Origin of the sequence: Burkholderia sp. Ac-20349, from assembly GCF_017104865.1 — a bacterium.
Lineage (GTDB): Bacteria > Pseudomonadota > Gammaproteobacteria > Burkholderiales > Burkholderiaceae > Burkholderia > Burkholderia aenigmatica.
This window is the reverse complement of the sequence record NZ_JAAGPM010000123.1, coordinates 1-23,384: the sequence shown is the minus strand read 5'-3', so window position 1 is coordinate 23,384 and position 23,384 is coordinate 1. Positions and strand designations below refer to the sequence as shown.

General features: G+C 68.8%; 22 protein-coding genes. 13 read left to right on the top strand and 9 right to left on the bottom strand.

Annotation, left to right across the window (positions count from 1 at the left end):
- Positions 1-335: 335 nt before the first annotated feature.
- The 5 genes from ilvD to G3N61_RS29840 form a co-directional block, all read right to left on the bottom strand.
- Positions 336-2,195, bottom strand: a complete 1,860-nt coding sequence (gene ilvD / locus G3N61_RS29860; RefSeq protein ID WP_175001583.1) for a dihydroxy-acid dehydratase — start codon at positions 2,193-2,195, stop codon at positions 336-338.
- Positions 2,196-2,479: 284 nt separating this feature from the next.
- The gene (locus G3N61_RS29855; protein ID WP_205824228.1) at positions 2,480-3,502 is read right to left on the bottom strand and encodes an Ldh family oxidoreductase; all 1,023 of its coding nucleotides are present in this window, start codon (positions 3,500-3,502) and stop codon (positions 2,480-2,482) included.
- The gene (locus G3N61_RS29850) at positions 3,495-5,087 is read right to left on the bottom strand and encodes an aldehyde dehydrogenase (NADP(+)) (protein ID WP_205824227.1); all 1,593 of its coding nucleotides are present in this window, start codon (positions 5,085-5,087) and stop codon (positions 3,495-3,497) included. The genes G3N61_RS29855 and G3N61_RS29850 overlap by 8 nt, the downstream gene beginning before the upstream one ends.
- Before the next feature lie 75 nt (positions 5,088-5,162).
- Entirely contained in the window at positions 5,163-6,788 is a 1,626-nt protein-coding gene (locus G3N61_RS29845) for an APC family permease (RefSeq protein WP_205824226.1), read from the bottom strand.
- A 232-nt stretch (positions 6,789-7,020) separates the two neighbouring features.
- Entirely contained in the window at positions 7,021-7,941 is a 921-nt protein-coding gene (locus tag G3N61_RS29840) for a dihydrodipicolinate synthase family protein (protein WP_006484863.1), read from the bottom strand.
- A gap of 251 nt (positions 7,942-8,192) precedes the next feature.
- Here G3N61_RS29840 and G3N61_RS29835 point away from each other — a divergent pair, with 251 nt between their 5' ends.
- The 4 genes from G3N61_RS29835 to G3N61_RS29820 all read left to right on the top strand — a co-directional run bounded on the left by G3N61_RS29835 (position 8,193) and on the right by G3N61_RS29820 (position 11,937).
- Positions 8,193-9,125: a 4-hydroxyproline epimerase gene (locus G3N61_RS29835; protein ID WP_174984013.1), complete on the top strand. Its 933-nt coding sequence runs from the start codon at positions 8,193-8,195 to the stop codon at positions 9,123-9,125.
- Positions 9,122-10,249, top strand: a complete 1,128-nt coding sequence (locus G3N61_RS29830; RefSeq protein ID WP_205824225.1) for an FAD-dependent oxidoreductase — start codon at positions 9,122-9,124, stop codon at positions 10,247-10,249. The genes G3N61_RS29835 and G3N61_RS29830 overlap by 4 nt, the downstream gene beginning before the upstream one ends.
- Positions 10,250-10,438: 189 nt before the next feature.
- Positions 10,439-10,672: a 2Fe-2S iron-sulfur cluster-binding protein gene (locus G3N61_RS29825; protein WP_012338331.1), complete on the top strand. Its 234-nt coding sequence runs from the start codon at positions 10,439-10,441 to the stop codon at positions 10,670-10,672.
- Complete coding sequence (locus tag G3N61_RS29820) at positions 10,669-11,937, top strand: FAD/NAD(P)-binding oxidoreductase (RefSeq protein ID WP_205824224.1); 1,269 nt, start codon at positions 10,669-10,671, stop codon at positions 11,935-11,937. Before G3N61_RS29825 ends, G3N61_RS29820 begins: the two co-directional genes overlap by 4 nt.
- Positions 11,938-11,993: 56 nt before the next feature.
- On the opposite strand, the gene G3N61_RS29815 is transcribed toward G3N61_RS29820, so the two are convergent.
- Positions 11,994-12,938, bottom strand: a complete 945-nt coding sequence (locus G3N61_RS29815; protein WP_089453194.1) for a LysR substrate-binding domain-containing protein — start codon at positions 12,936-12,938, stop codon at positions 11,994-11,996.
- Between the two features lie 164 nt (positions 12,939-13,102).
- Between G3N61_RS29815 and gtdA the strand changes: the two genes are divergently transcribed.
- The 8 genes from gtdA (at position 13,103) to G3N61_RS29775 (ending at position 19,577) form a co-directional block, all read left to right on the top strand.
- Complete coding sequence (gene gtdA / locus G3N61_RS29810) at positions 13,103-14,146, top strand: gentisate 1,2-dioxygenase (RefSeq protein ID WP_205824223.1); 1,044 nt, start codon at positions 13,103-13,105, stop codon at positions 14,144-14,146.
- Between the two features lie 97 nt (positions 14,147-14,243).
- On the top strand, positions 14,244-14,942 hold the full coding sequence (locus G3N61_RS29805) for a fumarylacetoacetate hydrolase family protein (protein ID WP_043183354.1): 699 nt from the start codon (positions 14,244-14,246) through the stop codon (positions 14,940-14,942).
- A gap of 25 nt (positions 14,943-14,967) precedes the next feature.
- Positions 14,968-15,609 carry a maleylacetoacetate isomerase gene (maiA, locus tag G3N61_RS29800; protein ID WP_205824222.1) on the top strand — a complete coding sequence of 214 codons (642 nt, stop codon included), beginning with the start codon at positions 14,968-14,970 and terminating at the stop codon, positions 15,607-15,609.
- A gap of 19 nt (positions 15,610-15,628) precedes the next feature.
- Positions 15,629-16,837: a 3-hydroxybenzoate 6-monooxygenase gene (locus G3N61_RS29795; RefSeq protein ID WP_205824221.1), complete on the top strand. Its 1,209-nt coding sequence runs from the start codon at positions 15,629-15,631 to the stop codon at positions 16,835-16,837.
- A gap of 80 nt (positions 16,838-16,917) precedes the next feature.
- Positions 16,918-18,279 (top strand): aromatic acid/H+ symport family MFS transporter, encoded by a 1,362-nt coding sequence (locus tag G3N61_RS29790; RefSeq protein ID WP_089453190.1) that lies wholly within the window; start codon positions 16,918-16,920, stop codon positions 18,277-18,279.
- Positions 18,280-18,378: 99 nt separating this feature from the next.
- Positions 18,379-18,729 (top strand): metalloregulator ArsR/SmtB family transcription factor, encoded by a 351-nt coding sequence (locus tag G3N61_RS29785; protein ID WP_043183360.1) that lies wholly within the window; start codon positions 18,379-18,381, stop codon positions 18,727-18,729.
- Entirely contained in the window at positions 18,719-19,153 is a 435-nt protein-coding gene (locus tag G3N61_RS29780; RefSeq protein WP_205824220.1) for a YeeE/YedE family protein, read from the top strand. Before G3N61_RS29785 ends, G3N61_RS29780 begins: the two co-directional genes overlap by 11 nt.
- A gap of 1 nt (position 19,154) precedes the next feature.
- Positions 19,155-19,577, top strand: coding sequence for a DUF6691 family protein (locus G3N61_RS29775; RefSeq protein WP_089453187.1), 423 nt, complete (start codon positions 19,155-19,157; stop codon positions 19,575-19,577).
- Positions 19,578-19,730: 153 nt separating this feature from the next.
- On the opposite strand, the gene G3N61_RS29770 is transcribed toward G3N61_RS29775, so the two are convergent.
- On the bottom strand, positions 19,731-20,081 hold the full coding sequence (locus G3N61_RS29770; RefSeq protein WP_205824219.1) for a hypothetical protein: 351 nt from the start codon (positions 20,079-20,081) through the stop codon (positions 19,731-19,733).
- Positions 20,082-20,284: 203 nt separating this feature from the next.
- On the opposite strand from G3N61_RS29770, the gene G3N61_RS29765 reads away from it, so the two are divergent.
- Positions 20,285-21,769, top strand: a complete 1,485-nt coding sequence (locus G3N61_RS29765) for a PLP-dependent aminotransferase family protein (protein WP_205824218.1) — start codon at positions 20,285-20,287, stop codon at positions 21,767-21,769.
- A gap of 81 nt (positions 21,770-21,850) precedes the next feature.
- Here G3N61_RS29765 and G3N61_RS29760 read toward each other — a convergent pair whose 3' ends face one another.
- The gene (locus tag G3N61_RS29760) at positions 21,851-22,126 is read right to left on the bottom strand and encodes a hypothetical protein (protein WP_011355479.1); all 276 of its coding nucleotides are present in this window, start codon (positions 22,124-22,126) and stop codon (positions 21,851-21,853) included.
- Between the two features lie 97 nt (positions 22,127-22,223).
- The coding region (locus G3N61_RS29755) for a cytochrome c peroxidase (RefSeq protein WP_205824217.1) at positions 22,224-23,384 on the bottom strand (1,161 nt) is incomplete at its 5' end.

The following is a 23,384-nucleotide window of genomic DNA, read 5'->3' as shown; positions in this document are numbered from 1 at the left end:
GTCCGCCACCGGCCGCTGTCATGCGTCCGCCGCCCGCGCCGGGAGGTGAGGGCCGCTCGATGCCGGCACCGGTGCACCCGGGCGGTGGCGGCGGTGGTTACGGCGGCGCGCGGCCGCAAGGTGGCGGGAACGGCGGCGGAAGCCACGGTGGTGGCGGGGGCGGCGGAGGCGGTGGCCCGGAAGAATTCCGTCACTGACGTTGCCGGCGCTTTCTGCCGAAGCAGAACGAAAAAAAGCCGCTCCGGAGAGCGGCTTCTGGGTCGGGCAAGCGGGCGGTCGTACGGCCCGCGGCCTGACCGGCTACGTGTTACAAGCAGCCGGTCGTGCTACCCCTGTCAGTCGTCGAGCAGCGACAGGTCGCGCACGGCACCCTTGTCGGCGGACATGACCAGCTTCGCGTAGGCCTTCAGCGCAGCGGACACCTTGCGCGGACGCGGCTGCGCCGGCTTCCAGCCCTTCGCGTTCTGCTCTTCGCGGCGGCGCGCCAGTTCCTCGTCCGACACCAGCACGTCGATCGTGCGGTTCGGGATGTCGATGCGGATCTTGTCGCCGTCGCGCACGAGGCCGATCGCACCACCCGCTGCCGCTTCCGGCGAGCAGTGGCCAATCGACAGGCCCGACGTGCCGCCCGAGAAACGGCCGTCCGTCAGCAGCGCGCATGCCTTGCCGAGCCCTTTCGACTTGATGTAGCTGGTCGGGTAGAGCATTTCCTGCATGCCGGGGCCGCCCTTCGGGCCTTCGTAGCGCACGATCACCACGTCGCCGGCCTTGACCTTGTCGTTCAGGATGTTTTCGACTGCCTCATCCTGCGATTCGGTCACGTGCGCCGTGCCTTCGAACACGAGGATGCTCTCGTCGACGCCGGCCGTCTTCACCACGCAGCCGTCGAGCGCGATGTTGCCCGTCAGCACGGCGAGGCCGCCTTCCTTCGAGAACGCATGCTCGTACGAGCGGATGCAGCCTTCGGCGCGGTCGAGGTCGAGGCTCGGCCAGCGCGTGTTCTGGCTGAACGCGACCTGCGTCGGGATGCCGGCCGGGCCGGCCTGGTAGAACGTGCGGACCGCTTCGTCCTGCGTGCGGACGATGTCCCACTGGTCGAGTGCGTCCTTCAGCGACGGCGTGTGCACGGTCGGCACGTCGGTGTGCAGCTTGCCCGCGCGGTCGAGTTCGCCGAGGATCGCCATGATGCCGCCTGCGCGGTGCACGTCTTCGATGTGGTACTTGTTCGTGTTCGGCGCGACCTTGCACAGCTGCGGCACGACGCGCGACAGGCGGTCGATGTCCTTCATCGTGAAGTCGATGCCGGCTTCCTGCGCGATCGCCAGCAGGTGCAGGATCGTGTTGGTCGAGCCACCCATCGCGATGTCGAGCGTCATCGCGTTCTCGAACGCCTTGAAGCCCACCGAGCGCGGCAGCACGCGTTCGTCGTCCTGCTCGTAGTGCTGGCGGGTGAGTTCGACGATGCGGCGGCCGGCGCGCTTGAACAGTTGCTCGCGATCGGCGTGCGTGGCCACCACCGTGCCGTTGCCGGGCAGCGACAGGCCAAGCGCTTCGGTCAGGCAGTTCATCGAGTTCGCGGTGAACATGCCCGAGCACGAGCCGCAGGTCGGGCAGGCCGAGCGTTCGACTTCGGCGACTTCGGCGTCGGAGTACGACGGGTCGACCGCGATCACCATCGCGTCGACGAGGTCGAGCTTTTTCACTTCGATGGCCTTGGTGACCGGGTTCGCGAGGCGCGTCTTGCCCGCTTCCATCGGGCCGCCCGACACGAAGATCACGGGGATGTTGAGGCGCATCGCGGCCATCAGCATCCCCGGCGTGATCTTGTCGCAGTTCGAGATGCAGACCATCGCGTCCGCGCAGTGCGCGTTCACCATGTATTCGACCGAGTCGGCGATGATGTCGCGGCTCGGCAGCGAATACAGCATGCCGTCGTGGCCCATCGCGATGCCGTCGTCGACCGCGATCGTGTTGAATTCCTTCGCGACGCCGCCGGCAGCCTCGATCTCGCGCGCGACGAGCTGGCCGAGATCCTTCAGGTGCACGTGACCCGGCACGAACTGCGTGAACGAGTTGACGACCGCGATGATCGGCTTCGAGAAATCGTCGTCTTTCATGCCGGTGGCGCGCCACAGCGAGCGCGCACCAGCCATGTTGCGGCCAGCGGTGGAGGTTTTGGAACGGTAAGTGGGCATTGTCGTTGCTGAAGAAATATCGCGGGAAAAGGGTGGAGGCACGGGGAATAAAGGCCTCTCTCGCGCCCGTGCGAACAACCTCTTGAGCTGCGCCCAGGGCAAACCGGACGATTATCCCACAGCCGCCGCGGGCGTGGCGCCCATGGGGCCGGCAACGGGCGCGGGCGGTGTGCCCGGCGCGAAACCCGCGGGCGGCTGCGGGACGCTCGTGTGACCATCCGGGGAGGCAGCCGGATCGTGCATCGATCGGCGATGAATGCGCGATCCGGCCCCGCGCCTTGCCATCAGTCGAGCAGCGTCAGGATCTCGTCGTACAGCGCCTTCGGAATCCGCACGCCGTTCGCGATGCTGCGCGCGCGGGCGTCGAAGCGCCGTTGCGACGGCAGCCGCGCACCCTGCGCGACGATCGATTCGAACATCCGCTCGCCGCGCGCGAGCCCCGTGTCGAGTTCGTCGCCGAGGAACACCTTCGGGTCGAACGCGATCACGAGTTCGCCGTGGCACGGCGTCGCGCCGACGCCTTCGTCGAAGTCCATCGATTCCCGGCTCGTCATGTCGCCGATCAGCGCGCCGCCGAGCAGTTCGACCATCGCCGCGAGCGCCGAACCCTTGTGGCCGCCGAACGTGCGCATCGCGCCTTGCAGCGCGGCCTTCGGATCGGTGGTCGGCCGGCCTTCTGCGTCGATCGCCCATTCCGGCGGGATCGCCTTGCCTTGCTTCGCATGCAGCTCGATGTCGCCGCGCGCGATTGCGCTCGTCGCGAAATCGAACACGAACGGCACGCCGCCCGGGCGCGGCCATGCGAACGCGATCGGGTTGGTGCCGAACACCGGCTCCTTGCCGCCTTCCGGCGCAACCCAGCTATGGCTCGGGTTCATCGCGATGCCGACCAGCCCCTCGGCCGCGATCGCTTCGACTTCCGGCCACAGCGCGGAGAAGTGATAGCAATGGTTGATCGTCATGGCGGCGATGCCGTGCTGCTTCGCCATCTCGACGAGCACGGGCAGGCCCGTTTCGAAGCTCAGCAGAGAGAAGCCGCGATGCGCGTCGACCGAGACGATCGACGCCGACAGCCGGCGCAGCGTCGGCACGGCTTGCGGATCGACCTTGCCCTTCTTCAGCGAACGTACGCAGACGAGCAGCCGGTACACGCCGTGCGAATGGCATTCGTCGCGCTGGCCCTGCGTGATCACGTTGGCGATGGCTCGCGCATGCGCGTCGGACATTCCGTTATGCGTCAGCACGCGCAGCGCGAGCGCGTGGACTTCGTCGAGCGACAGGACGACTTCGGCGATCGGCTCAGACATGGTTCGTCTCCCGCGGCGCCGGCACGCCGTCGATGCGCTGCGGCACGTTCAGCGGGTTGCCGTTGCGGATTGCTTCCGGCAGCAGCGCGTCCGGCAGGTCCTGATACGACACGGGGCGCAGGAAGCGCTCGATTGCACGCGCGCCGACGGACGTCGTGCGCGTGTCGGAGGTGGCCGGGAACGGGCCGCCGTGCACCATCGCATGACCGACCTCGACGCCCGTGCCGAAGCCGTTGACGAGAATGCGGCCGGCCTTGCGCTCGAGCATCGGGCGCAGCGCGGCGAACAGCGGTGCGTCGCCGTCGGCGAGATGTGCGGCGATCGTCAGCTGGCCTTCGAGCGACTTCAGCACGCGGTGCAGCGTATCGGCGTCCGGGCAACGCACGATCAGCGACGCGGGGCCGAACACTTCGTCGCGCAACTCGGGATGCGCGATGAAAGCGTCGGCCGAGGTGGCGAGCAGCGCCGCGCGGGCCTGCAGGCGGTTGCCTTCGGCGCCTTGTGCGAGCAGCTCGACGGCCGCGTGATCGCGCAGCGTCGCGACGCCTTGTTCGTAGCTGGCGTGGATGTGCGGCGTCAGCATGGTTTGCGCGGGCGCTGCGCGAACCGCGGTGGCGGCCGTTTCCTCGAATGCGCGCAGCGCGGGGCCGTCGACGGCGAGCACGAGGCCCGGGTTCGTGCAGAACTGGCCGGCGCCGAGCGTGAGCGATGCAACGAACTGCGGGGCGATCGCGTCGTGCCGCGCGCCGAGCGCGGCGGGAAACAGCAGTACCGGATTGATCGAGCTCATTTCCGCATAGACGGGAATCGGCTCGGGGCGCGCGGCCGCGATGTGCATCAGCGCGACGCCACCGCGGCGCGAGCCGGTGAAGCCGACGGCCTTGATGCGCGGATCGGCGACGAGCGCCTGGCCGATCTCGCGCGACGCGTCGAACAGCAACGAGAACACGCCAGCCGGCATCCCGCATTCGCGCGCGGCCTGCTGGATCGCGCGGCCGACGAGTTCCGACGTGCCCGGGTGCGCCGAATGCGCCTTGACGATCACCGGGCAGCCGGCCGCGAGCGCTGAGGCCGTATCGCCGCCGGCGACCGAGAACGCGAGCGGGAAGTTCGACGCGCCGAACACGGCGACGGGCCCGACCGCGACGTTGCGCAGGCGTAGGTCGACGCGCGGCAGCGGCTTGCGCTCCGGGCGCGCAGGGTCGATCCGCGCGTCGAGAAAGCCGCCGTCGCGCACGAGCGACGCGAACAGCGCGAGCTGGCCGACCGTGCGGCCGCGCTCGCCTTCGATGCGGGCGCGCGGCAGGCCCGTTTCGATGACGCAGCGCTCGATCAGGTCGTCGCCGAGCGCCATGATGTGGCGGCCGATCGCGTCGAGAAACGCGGCGCGGGCTTCGAGCGACGTTTCGCGATACGTGTCGAATGCGTCGTCGGCGAGCGCGCAGGCCGTCTCCAGGTCGTGCAGGCTCGCGCCGCCGAAGGCGGGCTCGAGCCGTTCGCCGGTTGCGGCGGCGATCGCGTGGAGGGTGCCGTTCTGTCCGGCAACGGCGGACTGGCCGATCAGGAGCTGACCTGTGAGTTGCATGGTTTTCCTCGGAAAAAGCAGGGGCCGGGCGTGGGGCGCCCGGCCGAAGGGATCATGGGAAAGGGCGCGGACGCGTCAGTCCTCGTCGTCGTCGAGTTGCAGCTTGTCGGCGCGCACGCCGGTATTCGCGCCCCAGTAGTAGATGACGAGCGCGACGGCCGCGACGACGACCGTGTCGTACGGATGCGCGAGCTGGCCCGTGCCGCCGAAGCCGCCGAGATACGACAGCACGATCATCGCGGCATAGAACGCGATCAGCCACGCGGACGAGCGCACTTGCTCGGCGAGGCTCAGGTGCGCGGTCGGCACCCAGCGGCGGCACGCGAGATAGATGACGAACATCACGATCTGCAGGCCGAGCAGCCAGGACACCGTGCTCCAGCCCGACCAGTAGACGATCAGCGCGGCGATCACGAACGATGCGGGGCCGGTGATGCCGAACGCGCTGGCGCGGAACGGCCGCGGCAGGTCGGGTGCGGTGCGGCGGAGTGCGGCGACCGATACCGGCGCGACCGCATAGCTCAGCACCAGCGCGGCCGACACGATGTTGATCAGCGCTTCCCACGACGGGAACGGCAGCGTCCAGAAGATCGCGAGGCCGAACGTGAGCCACAGGCCCGCGCGCGGGATGCCCGACGCTTCGTCGACGCGCGTGAACACCTTGAAGAAGGTGCCCGTCTTCGCCCAGCCGTAGACGACACGCGGCGTCGCGTTCATGTAGATGTTGCCGCAGCCGCTCGGCGAGATCATCGCGTCGGCGACGACCATCACCGCGAGCCAGCCGACGCCGAGCGCCAGCGCGATGTCGCGGTACGGCAGCGAGAACGCCTTGCTCACGTCATGCCAGCCGGCGGCGAGCATGCCGGTGGGGATGCTGCCGATGAACGCGAGCTGCAGCAGCACGTAGATCAGCGTCGACAGCAGGATCGACAGGATCAGCGCGATCGGGATCGTGCGCTGCGGATTGCGCACTTCGCTCGCGACCGACACGATCGGCGTGAGTCCGAGGTACGCGAAGATGATGCCGCCCGCGGACACGGCCATCTCGATGCCCGGCATGCCGAACGGCGCGAAGCCCTGGATCGTCAGGTTCGCGGGCTTGAAGAACGTGAACAGCACCGCGATCACCGATAGCGGCACGATGAACTTGAAGATGCTGATGATGTTGTTCGCCTTCGCGAACGTCTTCACGCTCGAATAGTTCAGGTAAAAGAAGAAGCAGAGCAGCGCGGCCTGCACGAGCCAGCCGAGCGTGGTCGGGTCGCTCGATCCTTCGACGGTCAGGCCTGGAAACCACGCGGCCGCATACTGGCGCGCGGCGACGACTTCGATCGCGATCAGGCTCGAAAAGGCGATCAGCGTGATGAAGCCCATCAGGTAGCCGAGCAGCGGGCCGTGCGAGAACACCGGGTAGCGGACCACGCCGCCCGCGCGCGGCAGCGCGGCGCCGAGTTCGCAGTAGACGATGCCGAGCAGCAGCACCGCGAAGCCGCCGAGCAGCCACGAGAAGATGCCGGCCGGGCCCGCGATCGTCGACACGTGACTCGCGGCGAACAGCCACCCCGAACCGAAAATGGCGCCGAGACCGATGAACGTGAGATCGGTCAGCGACAGCTGTTTCTTGAACTTGCCGTGACCCGCGTCGGGGTGCGCGGAACGGGAAAGCGGGACAGACGGGTGAGCGTTGCCTTGGCCTGGCATGGGCTTGTCTCCTAGGGGAATATCGGCACAGGCTAGAGGTGCGCCGCGCTCCGGCGGAGCAGCGGCGCCTGCCTGCCGGCCGGCATCGCCCGGTTCGAACGACCGGGGCGGGCTGCGGGGCGTTCATGCGCGGCGCAGGCTGGCGCCGGTGCGAACGGGCCCGCGGGCCATGCCGGACCGGAGACGGCGGCGCGCAGGCGGAAAGCCCGCGCGCCGCCGCAGGGGGAGTCGATCAGAGACCGACGTCGGGCAGCGCCGGGCGCGTTTCGAGCGCCTTCGCGACGATGGCCTTCACTTCCGCGAGCGTGTCGCCCTGCAGCGCGAGGCGCGGCGGACGCGTGATTGCGCTGCCGCGGCCGACCAGTTCTTCGCACAGCTTGATGCACTGCACGAGGTCGGGGCGTGCGTCGAGGTGCAGCAGCGGCATGAACCAGCGATACAGCGCGAGTGCTTCGTCGAAACGCTTCTGCTTCGCGAGGCGGAACAGCGTCTCGCCTTCCTTCGGGAACGCGTTCGACATGCCCGACACCCAGCCTTCGGCACCGACGGCAATGCTCTCGACCACGACGTCGTCGAGGCCCGCGAACAGCACGAAGCGATCGCCGACCGCGTTGCGCAGGTCGATGAAGCGGCGCGTATCGCCCGACGAATCCTTGAAGCAGACGATGTTCTCGCAATCCTGCAGCGCGATCAGCACGTCGGGCGTCACGTCGTTCTTGTAGATCGGCGGGTTGTTGTAGACCATCACCGGCAGGTCGGTGCTCGTCGCGACCGCGCGGAAGTGCGCGGCGGTTTCATGCGGCTTCGCCGAGTAGACGAGCGCGGGCATCACCATCACGCCGTCGACGCCGACGCGCTGTGCTTCACGCACGGTGTTGCGTGCGAATTCGGTCGTGAATTCGGCGATGCCGGCGATCACCGGGATCTTGCCGCCGGCTGCGTCGCGTGCGGCCTCGATCACCTGGAGCTTCTCGCTCGTCGACAGCGACGTGTTTTCGCCGACCGTGCCGCAGACCACGAGGCCCGACACGCCGTCGTTCACCAGGTTCTTGACCACGCGGTGCGTGGCGTCGATGTCGAGGGAAAAGTCCGGCTTGAACTGGGTGCTGACGGCCGGGAAAACCCCGGTCCACTGAATGGCGTTTCGGCTCACTTCAATCTCCTACGTGTTTGTATCGGTCGGCCGACGTGGTGTCGGTGTGCAACCAGTATCGCCGCGCAAACGCCGATCACGCTTGAGTCGTATCGCGGAGCAAAATGACGAAATCGGCACAGCGGCCGGACGGCGCGGGAAGGGCGCTTCGCACTATGCCGATTTCGTCGTCGTCCTCATCGAAAAGCCACAAGCGGACGGACGCGCGACGGAGGAAGCTATGCTCCTTTCCCCACTTCGGACGGCTCATGATGAAGCGCATCCAGATCATCGATTCGCACACGGGCGGCGAACCCACTCGGCTCGTCGTGTCCGGTTTCCCCGCGCTCGGCAGCGGCACGATGGCCGAGCGCCGCGACGTGCTCGCGCGCGAGCACGACCGTTACCGCACCGCATGTATTCTCGAACCGCGCGGCAGCGACGTGCTGGTCGGCGCGCTGCTGTGCGAGCCCGTGTCGCCCGATGCGGCGGCCGGCGTGATCTTCTTCAACAATAGTGGCTATCTCGGGATGTGCGGGCACGGCACGATCGGCGTCGTGCGCACGCTGCACCATATGGGGCGCATCGCGCCCGGCGTGCACCGGATCGAAACGCCCGTCGGCACCGTCGAGGCGACGCTGCACGACGACCTGTCGGTCAGCGTGCGCAACGTGCCCGCGTATCGCCATGCGAAGGGCGTCGCGCTCGACGTGCCGGGTTACGGCCCCGTGAAGGGCGACATCGCGTGGGGCGGCAACTGGTTCTTCCTGATCAGCGACCACGGGCAGCGCGTCGCTGGCGACAACGTCGCGGCGCTCACCGCGTATGCGTCGGCCGTGCGCGAAGGGCTCGAACGCGCGGGCATCACCGGTGCGAACGGCGGCGAGATCGACCATATCGAGCTGTTCGCCGACGATCCCGAACACGACAGCCGCAGCTTCGTGCTGTGCCCGGGCCTCGCGTACGACCGTTCGCCCTGCGGCACCGGCACGAGTGCGAAGCTCGCGTGCCTCGCGGCCGACGGCAAGCTCGCGCCGGGCGCTGTATGGCGGCAGGCGAGCGTGATCGGCAGCGTGTTCCATGCGAGCTACGAGCAGGCCGAAGGCGGCATCGTGCCGACGATCCGCGGCAGCGCGCACCTGAGCGCGGAAGCGACGCTGCTGATCGAGGAAGACGATCCGTTTGGCTGGGGCATTGCGCCGTGAGCGATGCGAAGACGGATGTCGTCGTGATCGGCGCCGGTATCGTCGGCGCGGCGTGCGCGCACGAACTCGCGCAGCGCGGGCTGAGCGTGCTCGTCGTCGACGACGCGAGCGGCGGTGCAACCGGCGCGGGCATGGGGCACCTCGTCGCGATGGACGACAACGCGGCCGAACTCGCGCTCAGCCATTACTCGATCGAACTGTGGCGCGCGTTGAGCGGCGAGATGCCCGACGAATGCGCGTACCGCAACTGCGGCACGCTGTGGCTCGCGGCCGATGCGCACGAAATGGATCTGGCGCGCGCGAAGCAGGCGACGCTGGCCGCGCACGGCGTGGCGGGCGAACTGATCGACGCGGCGACGCTCGCGCAACTGGAGCCGATGCTGCGCCCGGGCCTGGGCGGGGCGTTGAAAATTCCCGGCGATGCGATCCTCTATGCGCCCGTCACCGCGAACTGGCTGCTGCAGCGCGCGCCGCGGATCACGTTGCGGCGCGACAGGGCCGTCGCGGTCGATGGCCCGAGCGTGACGCTCGCGAGCGGCGACACGCTGCGCGCGGAGCGGGTGCTCGTCGCGAACGGCGTTGCCGCGCGCACGCTGCTGCCCGAGCTGCCGCTGCGCCCGAAAAAGGGCCATCTGCTGATTACCGACCGCTATCCGGGCCGGGTGTCGCACCAGCTCGTCGAGCTGGGCTATGCGGCGAGCGCACACGCGAGCGACGGCACGTCGGTCGCGTTCAACGTGCAGCCGCGGCCGACCGGCCAGTTGCTGATCGGCTCGTCGCGCCAGTTCGACACCGAGGACGCGCAAGTCGAGCCGCCCGTGCTCGCGCGCATGCTGCGCCGCGCGGTGGGCTATCTGCCCGACCTGGCCGACCTGAACGGCATCCGCTCATGGACGGGGTTCCGTTCCGCGAGCCCCGACGGGCTGCCGCTGCTCGGCGAGCATCCGGCGCGGCCGGGCGTGTGGCTCGCGGTCGGGCATGAAGGGCTCGGCGTGACGACCGCGCCGGGCAGCGCGCGGCTCGTTGCTGCGCTGATGGCCGGCGAACGGCCGCCCATCGATATCGAACCGTATTGGCCGGGACGCTTCCTGAGCGCGTCCCTCGTAGCTGGAGCGCTGACATGAAACGACCCCCACGCTCACTTCGTACGCTGTCGACCGGCGTTGGCGCTTCAGTGCTTACTCCGGTTCCATGCACGAGCCTCCTTGGGGCGGCCCGGCGGAGGCTGAGATGAAACGACCCCCACGCTCACTTCGTTCGCTGCCCCCCGCGGGGGCGGTCAGCCCCCTTGGGGCGGCCCGGCGGAGGCTGACATGATCATTCATCTGGACGGCCGCGCGCTGACGGTGGCCGACGGCGCGACCGTCGCGGCCGCCGTCGCGGCGAGCGGCGACGATACGACACGCGTGTCGTGCACGGGTGCGGCGCGTGCGCCGTTTTGCGGGATGGGCATCTGCCAGGAGTGCAGGATGACGATCGACGGGCGCCGCCGGCTGGCTTGCCAGACGCTGTGCCGCGACGGCATGCAGGTGGAGCGCACGCGATGAAACAGGAACGACTGAGCGTCGACGTCGCGATCGTCGGCTCAGGCCCGGCCGGGCTGTCGGCGGCGCGGGCCGCCGCGCGAAGCGGTGCGACGGTTGCGATCGTCGACGACAACCCGCGCGCAGGCGGGCAGATCTGGCGGCAAGGCGCGGCGGCGACACCGACGCCGGCGGCCGCCGAGCGGCTCGCCGTATTGCGGCAGCCGAACGTCACGCATCTCGCGGCAACGCGCATCGTCGCCGAAACGCAGCCGGGCACGCTGCTGCTCGAAGACGACGAGCGCGGGCTGCTGCTCGATTTCCGGACGCTGATTCTTTGCTGCGGCGCACGCGAGCTGCTGCTGCCGTTTCCAGGCTGGACGCTGCCGGGTGTCACCGGTGCGGGCGGCTTGCAGGCGCTGATCAAGTATGGCCTCGACGTGCGCGGGCAGCGCACGGTGATTGCGGGCAGCGGGCCGCTGCTGCTGGCGAGCGCAGCGACGGCCCGTCAGGCCGGTGCGCGCGTGTCGCATGTGCTCGAACAGGCCGCGTGGGGCAGCGTTGCTAGTTTCGGGGCGGGGCTGTGGCGCTGGCCGTCGAAGCTTGCGCAGGCGGCGAAGCTCGTCACGGCCGCTTATCGGCCGGATGCGCACGTCGTCGAAGCGTTCGGCGACAAGCGGCTCGAACGCGTGCGGATTCGTCAGGGCGATCGCGAGTTCGACGTCGATTGCGACCGGCTCGCGTGCGGCTTCGGACTCGTGCCGAATACCGTGCTGCCGAGCCATCTCGGCTGCCGGATCGACAATGGCGCGGTGGCGGTCGATGCGCATCAGCGTACCAGCCGCGACGGGGTTTTCGCGGCTGGCGAGTGTACGGGCGTCGGCGGCAGCGAACTGGCGATGGTCGAGGGCGAAATCGCCGGTTTGGCGGCGACCGGGCAGACGGCGCCGTTGGCTGCGCTGGTGACGCAGCGAGCACACTGGCAGGCGTTTGCCGATGCCGTGCGCGAGCGCTTCGCGATCCGCGAGCCGATCCGCCGGCTTGCGCGGCCCGATACGCTGCTGTGTCGCTGCGAAGACGTGCGTTTCGATGCAGTGGCGCAAGCGCCGGGCTGGACGGCCGCGAAACTGCAGTCCCGTTGCGGGATGGGCGCGTGTCAGGGCCGCGTGTGCGGCGCGGCCGCGCAGGCACTGTTCGGCTGGACCCCGCCGGTGCCTCGCACGCCGCTCGTGCCCGCGCGGGTCGGCACGCTGATGCTGGACGGCACGGCATCCTGCGACGGCGCGTGATGTGACGCTTCGCGTCGTCGCGGTAACGCGGCCCGGGTGACGCCGGGCCGCGCCATTCATTCCACCTTCACTTTCTCCCATCCACCGACCTGCGGGGCCGCGCAGGCGCGCAGGCACTCGATCGTCGCGGCCACGGCTGCGCGATTCGCGCTATCGGGGTGCCAGTACATCGACACCGCGCCCTGGCCTTCGAGCTGCATCGGCAGGATCCGGATCGCGTTCAATTGCGCGAAGCGCTGCGCGGCACGATACGACGCCACGCCGAGCAGGTCGGTGTTGTTCAGCAGCGTGAGGTTGAGGATCGACGAATTCGATTCGACGCAGTGCGGCGGCCGCACGCGGCCGGCGGCCGTCAGCGCGGCCTCCAGCGCGTTGTGCACCGGCGTGCCCGACGGCCACACGATCCACGAATAGGCGAGCACGTCGTCCCAGCCGACCGACGCCGCGCCGGTGAGCGCATGGTCGGGCCGTGCGACGAACACGACCGGATCGACATACAGCGCTTCGGCGTGAAGCAGCGGATCGACGGAGGTCGACCCCGAACGGCCGACGACAATATCCAGTTCGCTGCGCGCGAGCTGCGGCATCAGCTGGTTCATCGTGCTTTCGGTCATCCGAACCTGCGCGCGCGGCATGCGTTTCAGCAGTTGCGATACCGCGAGCGGCACCGTATCGGCCGCCGCGACACCCGACGTGCCGATCGTCACGAGACCGCTGCCGCCTTCCCGCAGCGCGGCCATGTCGTCGCGCGCGACGTCGAGCTGCGCCTCGACGCGGCGCGCGTGCTCGATCAGCGCTTCGCCGTAGGGCGTCGGCCGCAGGCCGCGCGCATGCCGCTCGAACAGCGGCAGCCCGACATCCTCTTCCAGTTCCTTCAGCCATTTCGACAGCGCGGGCTGCGTGGTCGCCAGCGCCACCGCCGACTGGCTCAGATTGCCGGTGCCGGCAAGGCTCAACAGTACCTGCAGATGCCGCAGTCGCAGCCGGTGGGTCCAGTCCATCGCATGCCTCGTCGCGAGTAGGTATATCCAGAAGTATATGGATCAGATGATTTGACCATTTTACCGGGTATGTCTGGGTCGAATATAAATCTGCTAACGGACTGCAGCATGGTCCCCGCCCCGATATAGCGCCGACGCCGATCGGCCGACTCCAAGGAGACATCATGACGACCCATCCGGACGCGTCGCGCGCCGCCTACTACGCACGGATCGCCGAGCAGCGTCTGGCGCCGCTGTGGGAATCGCTGCACAACCTCGTGCCGAAATCCCCGCAGCCGGCCGCGCAGGCCGCGATCTGGAAGTACGCGCAGATACGCGACCTCGTGATGCAGGCCGGCAGCGTGATCAGCGCGGAGGAGGCGGTGCGCCGCGTGCTGGTGCTGGAGAATCCGGGGCTGCCCGGCAAGTCGAGCATGACGCCGACCCTGTACGCGGGGCTGCAACTGATCCTGCCGGGCGAGATCGCGCCGAGCCACCGGCATACGCAGTCGGCGCTGCGTTTCATCGTCGAAGGGCGCGGCGCGTGGACGGCCGTGAACGGCGAACGCACGACGATGCATCCGGGCGACTTCATCATCACGCCGTCGTGGGCGTGGCACGACCACGGCAACCCGTCGGAGGAAGCGGGCGGCGAACCGGTCGTGTGGCTCGACGGGCTCGACATTCCGCTGCTCGCAAACCTCGACGCGGGCTTCGCGGAGAACTACCCGGAAGCCGTGCAGCCGATCAGCCGCCCGGAAGGCGACAGCTTCGCGCGCTTCGGTCACAACATGGTGCCGGTGCGGCATCGCGCGAGCGATCCGACGTCGCCGATCTTCAGCTATCCGTATGCGCGCACCCGCGAGGCGCTCGATGCGCTGTACCGGAACGGCGAGCTCGACGCGTGGGACGGCGTGAAGCTGCGCTATGTGAACCCCGCGACGGGCGGCTGGCCGATGCCCACGATCGCCACCTTCATGCAGTTCCTGCCCGCCGGTTTCGACGGCCGCACGTATCGCGGCACCGACGCGACGATCTACTGCGTCGTCGAAGGCAGCGGCACCGCACACATCGGCGGCAACGCATTCGAATTCGAGCCGCACGACATCTTCGTCGCGCCGTCGTGGGCGCCCGTGCGGCTGTCGGCGTCATCCGACAGCGTGCTGTTCAGCTACTCCGACCGGCCCGTGCTGTCTGCGCTGAACCTGCTGCGCGAAGCGCGCGACTGACGTTGGCCGGTTTCGACGATTCGTTTCCCGATTCCTGTTTCCCGTGCGTCGCTGCGGCGGCGCGCCCCCTTCATTCGTATTTACGCTGGAGCCATTCATGACTTTCGTTTTCCCGCCCGAAGCGCCCGTGGCGCTCCCCGTAGCCGGCAGCGATGCGCAGTTCGCAGTACGCCGCGTCTATTGCGTCGGCCGCAACTACGCGGCCCATGCGCGCGAAATGGGCTTCGATCCCGATCGCGAGCCGCCGTTCTTCTTCTGCAAGCCGGCCGATTCGATCGTGCCGGTCGCCTACGGCGAAACGCTCGATCTCGCGTATCCGTCGCAGACGCAGAACTATCACTACGAAGCCGAACTCGTCGCGGTGATCGGCAAGGGCGGTTCGGACATTCCGCTGGAACGCGCGCTCGAACACGTGTGGGGCTACGCGGTCGGCCTCGACATGACACGCCGCGACCTGCAGATGAAGATGCGCGAAATGGGCCGGCCGTGGGAAATCGGCAAGGCGTTCGACCGCTCGGCACCGATCGGGCCCGTGCATCCGGCAAGCGACGTCGGTCATTTCGAGCAGGGTGGCCTGTGGCTTACCGTCAACGGCGCGACGAAGCAGAAGAGCGACGTGTCGCACCTGATCTGGTCGGTCGCGGAAACGGTGGCCGACCTGTCGAAGTTCTTCCGCCTGGAACCGGGCGACGTGATCTTCACCGGCACGCCCGAAGGCGTCGGCGCGGTGGTTGCGGGCGACGTGATGAAGGTCGGCGTCGAACGGCTCGGCGAACTGACCGTGCGCGTGGTCTGACGCATCTTCCTCGAAAGGCGACATCGTGCAACTGCATAGCTTCTTCAACAGTTCGACGTCCTACCGGGTGCGCATCGCGCTCGCGCTGAAAGGGCTGCCGTACGACACGCTGCCGGTGAACATCCGCACCGGCGAGCATCGCGAGGCGGCCTACGTCGCGAACGTGAACCCGTCGGCCGTGGTGCCGGCGCTGATCGATGGGGATTTCCGGCTCGGGCAGTCGCTCGCGATCCTCGATTACCTCGACCAGTTGCATCCGGAACCCCGGCTGATTCCGCTCGAACCGCAGCATCGCGCCCGCGTGCTGGAACTCGCGACGCTGATCGCTTGCGACATCCATCCGCTCAACAACCTGCGCGTGCTGCGCTATCTCGACACCGAACTGAAAGTCACGCCGCAGCAGAAGACCGCGTGGTACCGGCACTGGATCGCGGAAGGGATGGCCGGCGTCGAGCGGCTGCTCGCGCGCGCGGATACGGGCCCGTGGTGCTTCGGCGACACGCCGACGCTGGCCGACGTGTGCCTCGTGCCGCAGGTCGCGAACGCGTTGCGGATGGATTGCGACTTGAGCGCGTATCCGCGCAGCCTCGCGGTTTTCGAGCACGCGCGGCGCGAGCCGGCTTTCGAGGCCGCACAGCCACAGCGGCAACCGGATTACGTCGCGTAACACGAAGCAGGAGACAGACATGGGCGAGACACAACACAACGGCCGGCGCGTGCTGGTGATCGGCGGCGGCATCGGCGGGCTCGCGACGGCGCTCGCGCTCGCGCGCCAGGGCATTCGCGTGAAGCTGCTCGAACAGGCGGATCAGATCGGCGAGATCGGCGCGGGGATCCAGCTCGCGGCCAACGCGTTCAACGCGCTCGACGCGCTGGGTGTCGGCGAGGCCGCGCGCAGCCGCGCCGTGTTCACCGACTGGCTGCAGCTGATGGACGCGATCGATGCACGCGAGGTCGCGCACATCGATACGGGCGCCGCGTACCGCGAGCGCTTCGGCAATCCGTATGCGGTGATTCATCGCGCGGACATTCACCTGTCGATCTACGAGGCGGTCAAGGACCATCCGCTGATCGAATTCCGGACGAGCACGCAGGTGTGTGGCTTCGAGCAGGACGGCAACGGCGTGACCGTGACCGACCAGCACGGCGAACGTTATCGCGCCGATGCCGTGATCGGCTGCGACGGCGTGAAATCCGCGATCCGTCATGCGCTGATCGGCGACGCGCATCGCGTGACGGGCCACGTCGTGTATCGCGCGGTGGTCGACGTCGACAACATGCCGAAGGATCTGCAGATCAACGCGCCGGTCGTGTGGGCCGGCCCGCATTGCCATCTCGTCCACTATCCGCTGCGCGGCGGGCGGCAGTACAACCTCGTCGTCACGTTCCACAGCCGCGAGCAGGAAACCTGGGGCGTGCGCGAGGGCAGCAAGGAGGAAGTGCTGTCGTACTTCGACGGCATCCATCCGCTGCCGAAGCAGATGCTCGACCGGCCGACGTCGTGGAAGCGCTGGGCGACCGCCGATCGCGATCCGGTCGAACGGTGGAGCGCAGGTCGCGCGACGGTGCTCGGCGACGCCGCGCATCCGATGACGCAATACATCGCGCAGGGCGCGTGCCAGGCGCTCGAGGATGCAGTGACGCTCGGCGCGGCCGTGGCCCGGACCGATGGCGATTTCGAGGCCGCGTTCGCGCTGTACGAGCGCGTGCGGATTCCGCGCACCGCGCGGGTGCTGTATTCGGCGCGCGAGATGGGGCGGATCTATCACGCGAAGGGCGTCGAGCGGCAGGTGCGCAACGGGCTCTGGGTCGGCCGCACGCAGGCGCAGTTCTACGACGCGCTCGACTGGCTGCACGGCTGGCGCGCCGAGGATTGCCTGAAGTCCGTCGCGTAACGCGGCGCGGTTGGCCCGATTCCGGCGACGCGCATTTCAACGACACGACGCGCGACCGCCTTCCTGGAGGAGACACCATCATGGCCGATACGTTGTCCATCGACGTCAGCGAATGGATCGACCGGCATCGCGTTGCGCCGTTTCAGGCCGCGATCGTCGCCCTGTGCTTTCTGATCGTCGCGATCGACGGTTTCGATACCGCGTCGATCGGATTCATCGCGCCCGTCATCCGCGCGGAATGGGGGCTGTCGCCCGCGCAGCTCGCACCGGTGTTCGGCGCGGGGCTCGCGGGGCTGATGGCCGGCGCGCTCGTGTTCGGGCCGTTCGGCGACCGGTTCGGCCGCAAGCGCCTGCTGCTCGCATGCGTGGCGTGCTTCGGCATCGCGAGCGCCGCGTCGGCGAGCGCGGGCGGCCTGACCGAGCTGATCGCGTGGCGCTTCGTGACCGGGCTCGGCCTCGGCGGCGCGATGCCCAATGCGATCACGCTGACGTCCGAATATTGCCCGGCCCGGCGCCGCTCGCTGCTGGTGACGACGATGTTCTGCGGCTTCACGATCGGCTCCGCGCTCGGCGGGCTCGCGGCCGCGTCGCTGATCGAGCACCACGGCTGGCGCGCGGTGCTCGTGGTCGGCGGCGCCGCGCCGTTGCTGCTGCTGCCGGTGCTCGCGTGGCGGTTGCCGGAATCGGTGCGCTATCTCGTCAACACAGGCGCGGCGCGCGAACGGATCGCGGCGATGCTCGGTCGTATCGCGCCGGATCCGCATCTTGCAAACGCGTCGTTCATCGCGCCCGCCGGCAAGCCGGCCGGGTCGCCGCTCGGCCGCCTGTTCGGCGCCGACCTGCTGCGCGGCACGCTGCTGCTGTGGCTCACGTTCTTCATGAGCCTGCTCGTGATCTACCTGTTGTCGAGCTGGCTGCCGACGCTGCTGCGTACGACCGGCGCGACGCTGCAGACGGCCGCGCGCGTGACCGCGATGTTCCAGGTCGGCGGCACGCTCGGTGCGATCGTCCTCGGCGGGCTGATGGACCGTTTCGACCCGCATCGCGTACTGGCCTGCAGCTATGCGGCGGCCGGCGTATTCGTCGCCGCGATCGGCATGTTTGCCGCGTCGCCGTGGGGCGCCGCGCTCGCCGTGTTCGCGGCCGGTTTCTGCGTGTCGGGTTCGCAGGTTGGCGCGAACGCGCTGTCCGCCGCGTTCTATCCGACCGAGTGCCGCACCACCGGCGTGAGCTGGGCGAACGGGATCGGCCGCGGCGGCTCGGTCGTCGGATCGATGGCGGGCGGCGCGATGCTGGCGATGGGCGTGCCGTTGTCGACTGCGTTTGCCGTCGTCGCGGCGCCGTGCGTGATCGCGGGGATTGCGGTGCTGGCGCTCGGCGTCGTGCGTGCCGATGCGGCGCGCATGCCTGCTGCCAAGACGATGGCAGGCGAGCAGGCCTGAGCGAAGGGGGGCGGCGCAAGGCCGCCTGCCGGCAAACAGCGGGGAGCATCATTATATAAATTAATATAATATTGATGCTTTAATTGTTTCCCTGCGCCGATGAACGACGATCTTTCCGCCGGGTTGCCGGAACCCGACCAGATGCGCGCGGCGGCCGAATCGGCCTGCGCGCTGCTCAAGGTGCTGTCGAATCCCGACCGGCTGCTGCTGCTCTGTGAACTGTCCCAGGGCGAGCGCTGCGTGAGCGATCTCGAGACCTCGCTGGACATCCGCCAGCCGACGCTGTCACAGCAGCTGGGCGTGTTGCGGGACAACGCGCTGGTTCGCACGCGCCGCGACGGCAAGAACATCCACTATTCGCTCGACAGCCCGGCCGCGATCGCGGTGATGGGCGTGCTGTACGCGCAGTTCTGCGGCCCGGCCGCGAAGGGGCGGCGCGATGCAGCTTGATGCGCTTCATTTCACGCCGTGGCTGTCGCTGGCCGGCGGCGTGCTGATCGGGCTCGCGGCCGCGTGGCTCGTCGCGTTCAACGGCCGGATTGCCGGTATCAGCGGCATCGTCGGCGGTCTGCTCACGGCACGTGCGGGCGAGCGCGACTGGCGCGCCGCGTTCGTCGCCGGGCTGATCGCCGCACCGCTGGCGATGCACGTCGTCGGGAACAGGCTGACACCGCAGGTCGATGCCGGCTGGTTCGAATTGGTCGCAGCCGGGTTGCTGGTCGGCGTCGGCACGCGGTACGCGGGTGGCTGCACGAGCGGTCACGGCGTGTGCGGGATGTCGCGCGGTGCGCTGCGTTCGGTGGTCGCGACGGCGGTCTTCATGGTCGCAGGCTTCGCGACCGTCTTCGTGCGACAGCACGTGTTGGGAGGCTGACATGCAGGCAGGATTCGCGTTTCTGGCGGGGCTGCTGTTCGGCGTCGGCCTCATCGTGTCGGGCATGGCCAATCCGCAGAAGGTGCTCGGCTTTCTCGACCTGGCGGGCCGCTGGGATCCGTCGCTCGCATTCGTGATGGCCGGCGCGACGGGCGTGGCCGTGTTCGCGTTCGCATGGGCGAAGCGCCGGACGCGGTCGTGGCTCGGCTTGCCGATGCAGTTGCCGGCCCTGCGGGCGATCACGGTGCGCCTGGTTGCCGGAAGTGCCGTGTTCGGTATCGGCTGGGGGATCGCCGGGTTCTGCCCGGGGCCCGCGATCGTGTCGATCGGCTTCGGGTCGGCGAAGGGGATCGTATTCGTCGTCGCGATGCTGGCAGGGATGGCGGTATTCGAGTGGATCGAGCGTCGCAGGCGTGTGCGGTGACGTCGTGACCGCCGCGTGCCGGGCGGGCTGCGGCGGTTGATCAGGTCGAGGTCGGTCGATCCGCATGCGCACGGCCGAACCGGATCGCGTCAGATCTCCGCTGGATGAGGCGGCGGCAGCCTGACGCTTTCCGTGATGCGTCGAATCGCCATGTCAGGAGGGCTCGCGCACGCGCTGGCCGCCGCGTATCCGGCCTGACAACCGGCGCAGCGCCGCACGCCATGCCGCGAGCACGCCGCGCCGTGCGTCCGGCTCCACGACCGTCGTGCTGACCGCGCCCGTGCCGCCGGCCGACAGCGCCACGTGGCCGGCCGTCTCGAGCGTCAGGCATTCGCCTTCGTCGAGCAAGCGGCGGATGTGCTGCGGCGCGTCGGGCAGCCAGTCGAGCCCACCGTGACGCAGCGTGACCGCGAGCGCGCCGTCCAGCACGATCACCTGGCTACCCTTGTCGAACCACGCAAAGTGGCTTTGCCCGGCGTCGAGCCGGATGTGATGCGTTTGCATGGCGATTCCCTTTCCCGGTTGCGCGGCCTCGCGACGGCGAGGCGACAGCGTGCAGTCAGGTTAGGGAAACGGGCACCGGCACGACAGATTCAGGGGGCGGGAATCTGTTGCGGTGCAGACGACGATTTTGCGCTGCTGTATCGGTGGGTTTCCCCGGAATCTGTATCTGGCGTGCGATCGGCCGCGCGGGCACGATCGCCTGCATGACGCCTTTTGCCGAATCATCCCGCCCACCTTTGCCGATGGACGGCGAGCCGCTTTACGAACGGCTCGCCGAGCATTACCGCCGCATCATCGCGGCCGGCACGCTGTCGCCCGGCGACCGGATGCCGTCGGTGCGCGCGTTCATGGCACAGCACGGCGTGAGCCTGTCGACCGCGATCCAGGCGTTCCGGCGGCTCGAGGATACGGGCTGGTGCGAGGCGAAGCCGCGCTCCGGCTACTTCGTGCGGCGTCGCGCGGCGGTCGCACTCGAAACCCTGCCGGAAAGCGACGGGCCGCCGCTGAGCGTCGAGCCGCCGTTCGCGGGCCTGCACGAACGTGTGTCGCGTGTGATCGATCGCGCAAACGCGGCGCCCGATGCACTGAACCTCGGCGGCGCGTCCGCGCTGGCCACGCTGTACCCGGCCGAGCGCTTGCAGGCGCTCGCGATCCGGCTGTTGCGGCGCAAGCCCACGTTGCTGACCGATGCGGGGCCCGTTGGCGGTTCGCCCGAATTCCGGCAGACGATGGCCAAGCGCGCGCTGTCGTACGGCGTGACGGTGACGCCGGACGACGTGATGTCGACGAGCGGTGGCGTCGATGCCGTGAATCTCGCGTTGCGCGCGGTGGCGCGCCCCGGCGACACGATCGCGATCGAATCGCCGGCGTTTTTCGGCTTGATCCAGTTGCTCGAAAGCCTCGGCCTGCGCGCGCTCGAAATCCCGGCCAGCCCGACGACCGGCCTGTCGATCGAAGCCCTCGAAGTGGCGCTGACCGCGTATCCGGACATTCGGGCCGTGGTCGTCGTGCCGAACCTGCAGAACCCGCTCGGCTGCGTAATGCCCGACGAGCGCAAGGCCGCGCTCGTCTCGCTTTGTTCGCGCCACGGCGTGGCCGTGATCGAGGACGAGCCTTATCGCGAGCTCGTCGAGGCGCCGCAGGCGGTCAAGCCGGTGAAGGCGTGGGATCGCGACGGCACGGTGATCTACTGCCCGTCGTTCAACAAGGTGCTGGCCCCCGGGATGCGGCTTGGCTGGATAAGCGCGGGGCGCTGGCACGCACGCGTGAAGATGCTGAAGTTCGCGCACAGTCGGCACAACGCGGCGTTGCTGCAGGCCGTTGCGGCCGAATTCGTCGGCTCGGGCGCGTTCGATCGCCATCTGCACCGGTTTCGCGAACAGTTACGCGTGCAGCGCGACGTGACGATCGACGCGATTGCACGGCATTTCCCGGCCGGAACGCGGATGAACCGGCCGCCGGGCGGGATGCTGCTGTGGATCGCGTTGCCGGACAGCGTGCGCTCCGAGGCGTTGTTCGACGCCGCGCTGGCGCAAGGGGTCAGAATCGCGCCCGGTTCGATCTTCTCGAATTCCGACCGCTTCGACGGCTATATCCGGCTCGCGTGCACGCGCGTGTCCGATGCGGCGCACGAAGCGGCATTCGAAACGCTCGGCCGCCTCGTACGGGAAGCCATCGCGGCCACGTAAGCGCGGTGGCGGCCGGCCAGACTTGCGAATGCGCAAGCCCCCCGGCTTTCCGAGCCACCGAAGCAGGAAGCCGCCGCCATTTCATCGGCTGGCCGAGTGGGTGGCGAGGTGCTGGCGGATCAGCGACAGGTAACGATCACCGACCGAGAAATCGCGCGCGGCGCGGGGCCGTTCGGCCTGCCGCAGCGTAGCCGGTGCGCTCATGCCCAGATAGCGGCAAACGGCCGATGGAAACGGCTTGCGCGTATGCCCGAGCTGGCGAGCCGCACGCTCGACGCGGGCATCGCCGACCTGGGCGCGGAGCCATGCCAGCACTTGGCGATCGGCTTCATTGACGATACGGACCAGATGTTCCATCGCGCACCTCACTGTTCATAAATACAGTACTGTAAATATAACCAGTGTTTGCGGCGACCGCAAGCGGGTGCGCGTGCGGCTGGCCGTTCGGCCAGGGTCAGCGAGCCGGCACAGCCGTTCGCGTGATCCGGCCAGCCGGAGCAGCGGGCGCCACGGGAGCAGCAACCTTCGTATAACGCGCATCGGTCAGCGTGCCGAGAAACGCGACGATATCGTCGATTTCCGCGTCGGTCAGCGCGGGCGGCGTGCCGGGCCGGCGGTTCATCGGCGTCGAGTTGACATTGATGTTGCCGCGGTAGGCGGCCGGTACGTCGTCGAACGTTCTGGCCCCGTGATACCAGAAGCCCGGGTCGGTCGAGCGCGTGTTGTAGAAAGCAACCGCATCGCGCAGTGTCGCGAACACGCCGTTGTGCATGAAGGTCTGCTTGACCGCGACGTTGCGCAGCCCCGGCGTGCGCAAGTAGCCGCACCATTGCGTCGGCTCGGGCCAGCGCAGCCGCCGCGCTGTGTCGCACAGCCCGTTGTCGAAATGGCGCGGATCGCGGTTCGCCGGCAGCGCGCGGTTGCGCGGTACCGCGATCGCGTCGTAGCCGAAATCGGTGAACAGCGAACGCTCCGGGCGGCTCGACGTCTCCGACAGCGTGTGACAGCTCATGCAGTTGCCCTTGTCGGGATTCCGGAACAGCGCGAGGCCGCGCATCTCGGCCGGCGCGAGCGGCTGGCGCGTGCGCAGGAACGCGTCGAAGCGCGACGTGAACGACGCCATCTCGTCGCTCTGCAAATAGGCTTCGACGGCCAGGCCCAGCGCGCGCACCAGTTGCTCGGGATCGCGCCGCACGGGCGCGCCGAAGCGTGCGGCGAGATCGGGCGCGAGTTCGGTCGCGTCGACCTTGCGCAGCAGCGCGGCCGGCGACCGGTTGTTCATCTCGTTCGGATCGAACAGCGGCCCGCGGATCTGCTCGGCGAGCGTATCCGCGCGGCCGTCGCTGAACAGGCCGCCGAACGGCGACGGCGCGGGTGCGTCGTCGTCCTGATAGAAGTGCCGGCGCGGCACGTAGCGCACGTAGAGCAGCGACGGCGCATTGCGCTGGCTGAAGCGCCCGGGTCGGCTGCCTTCCGGCACGCCGGGCCCCGCGAGCGACGCGGCCGACAGCGTCGGCGCGAACGCGCGGCCCGGGTCGTGGCAGCCCGCGCACGACATGCCGCGCGGCTCGGACAACCGCGGATCGAAGAAGATCCGGCGGCCGAGCGCGACGAG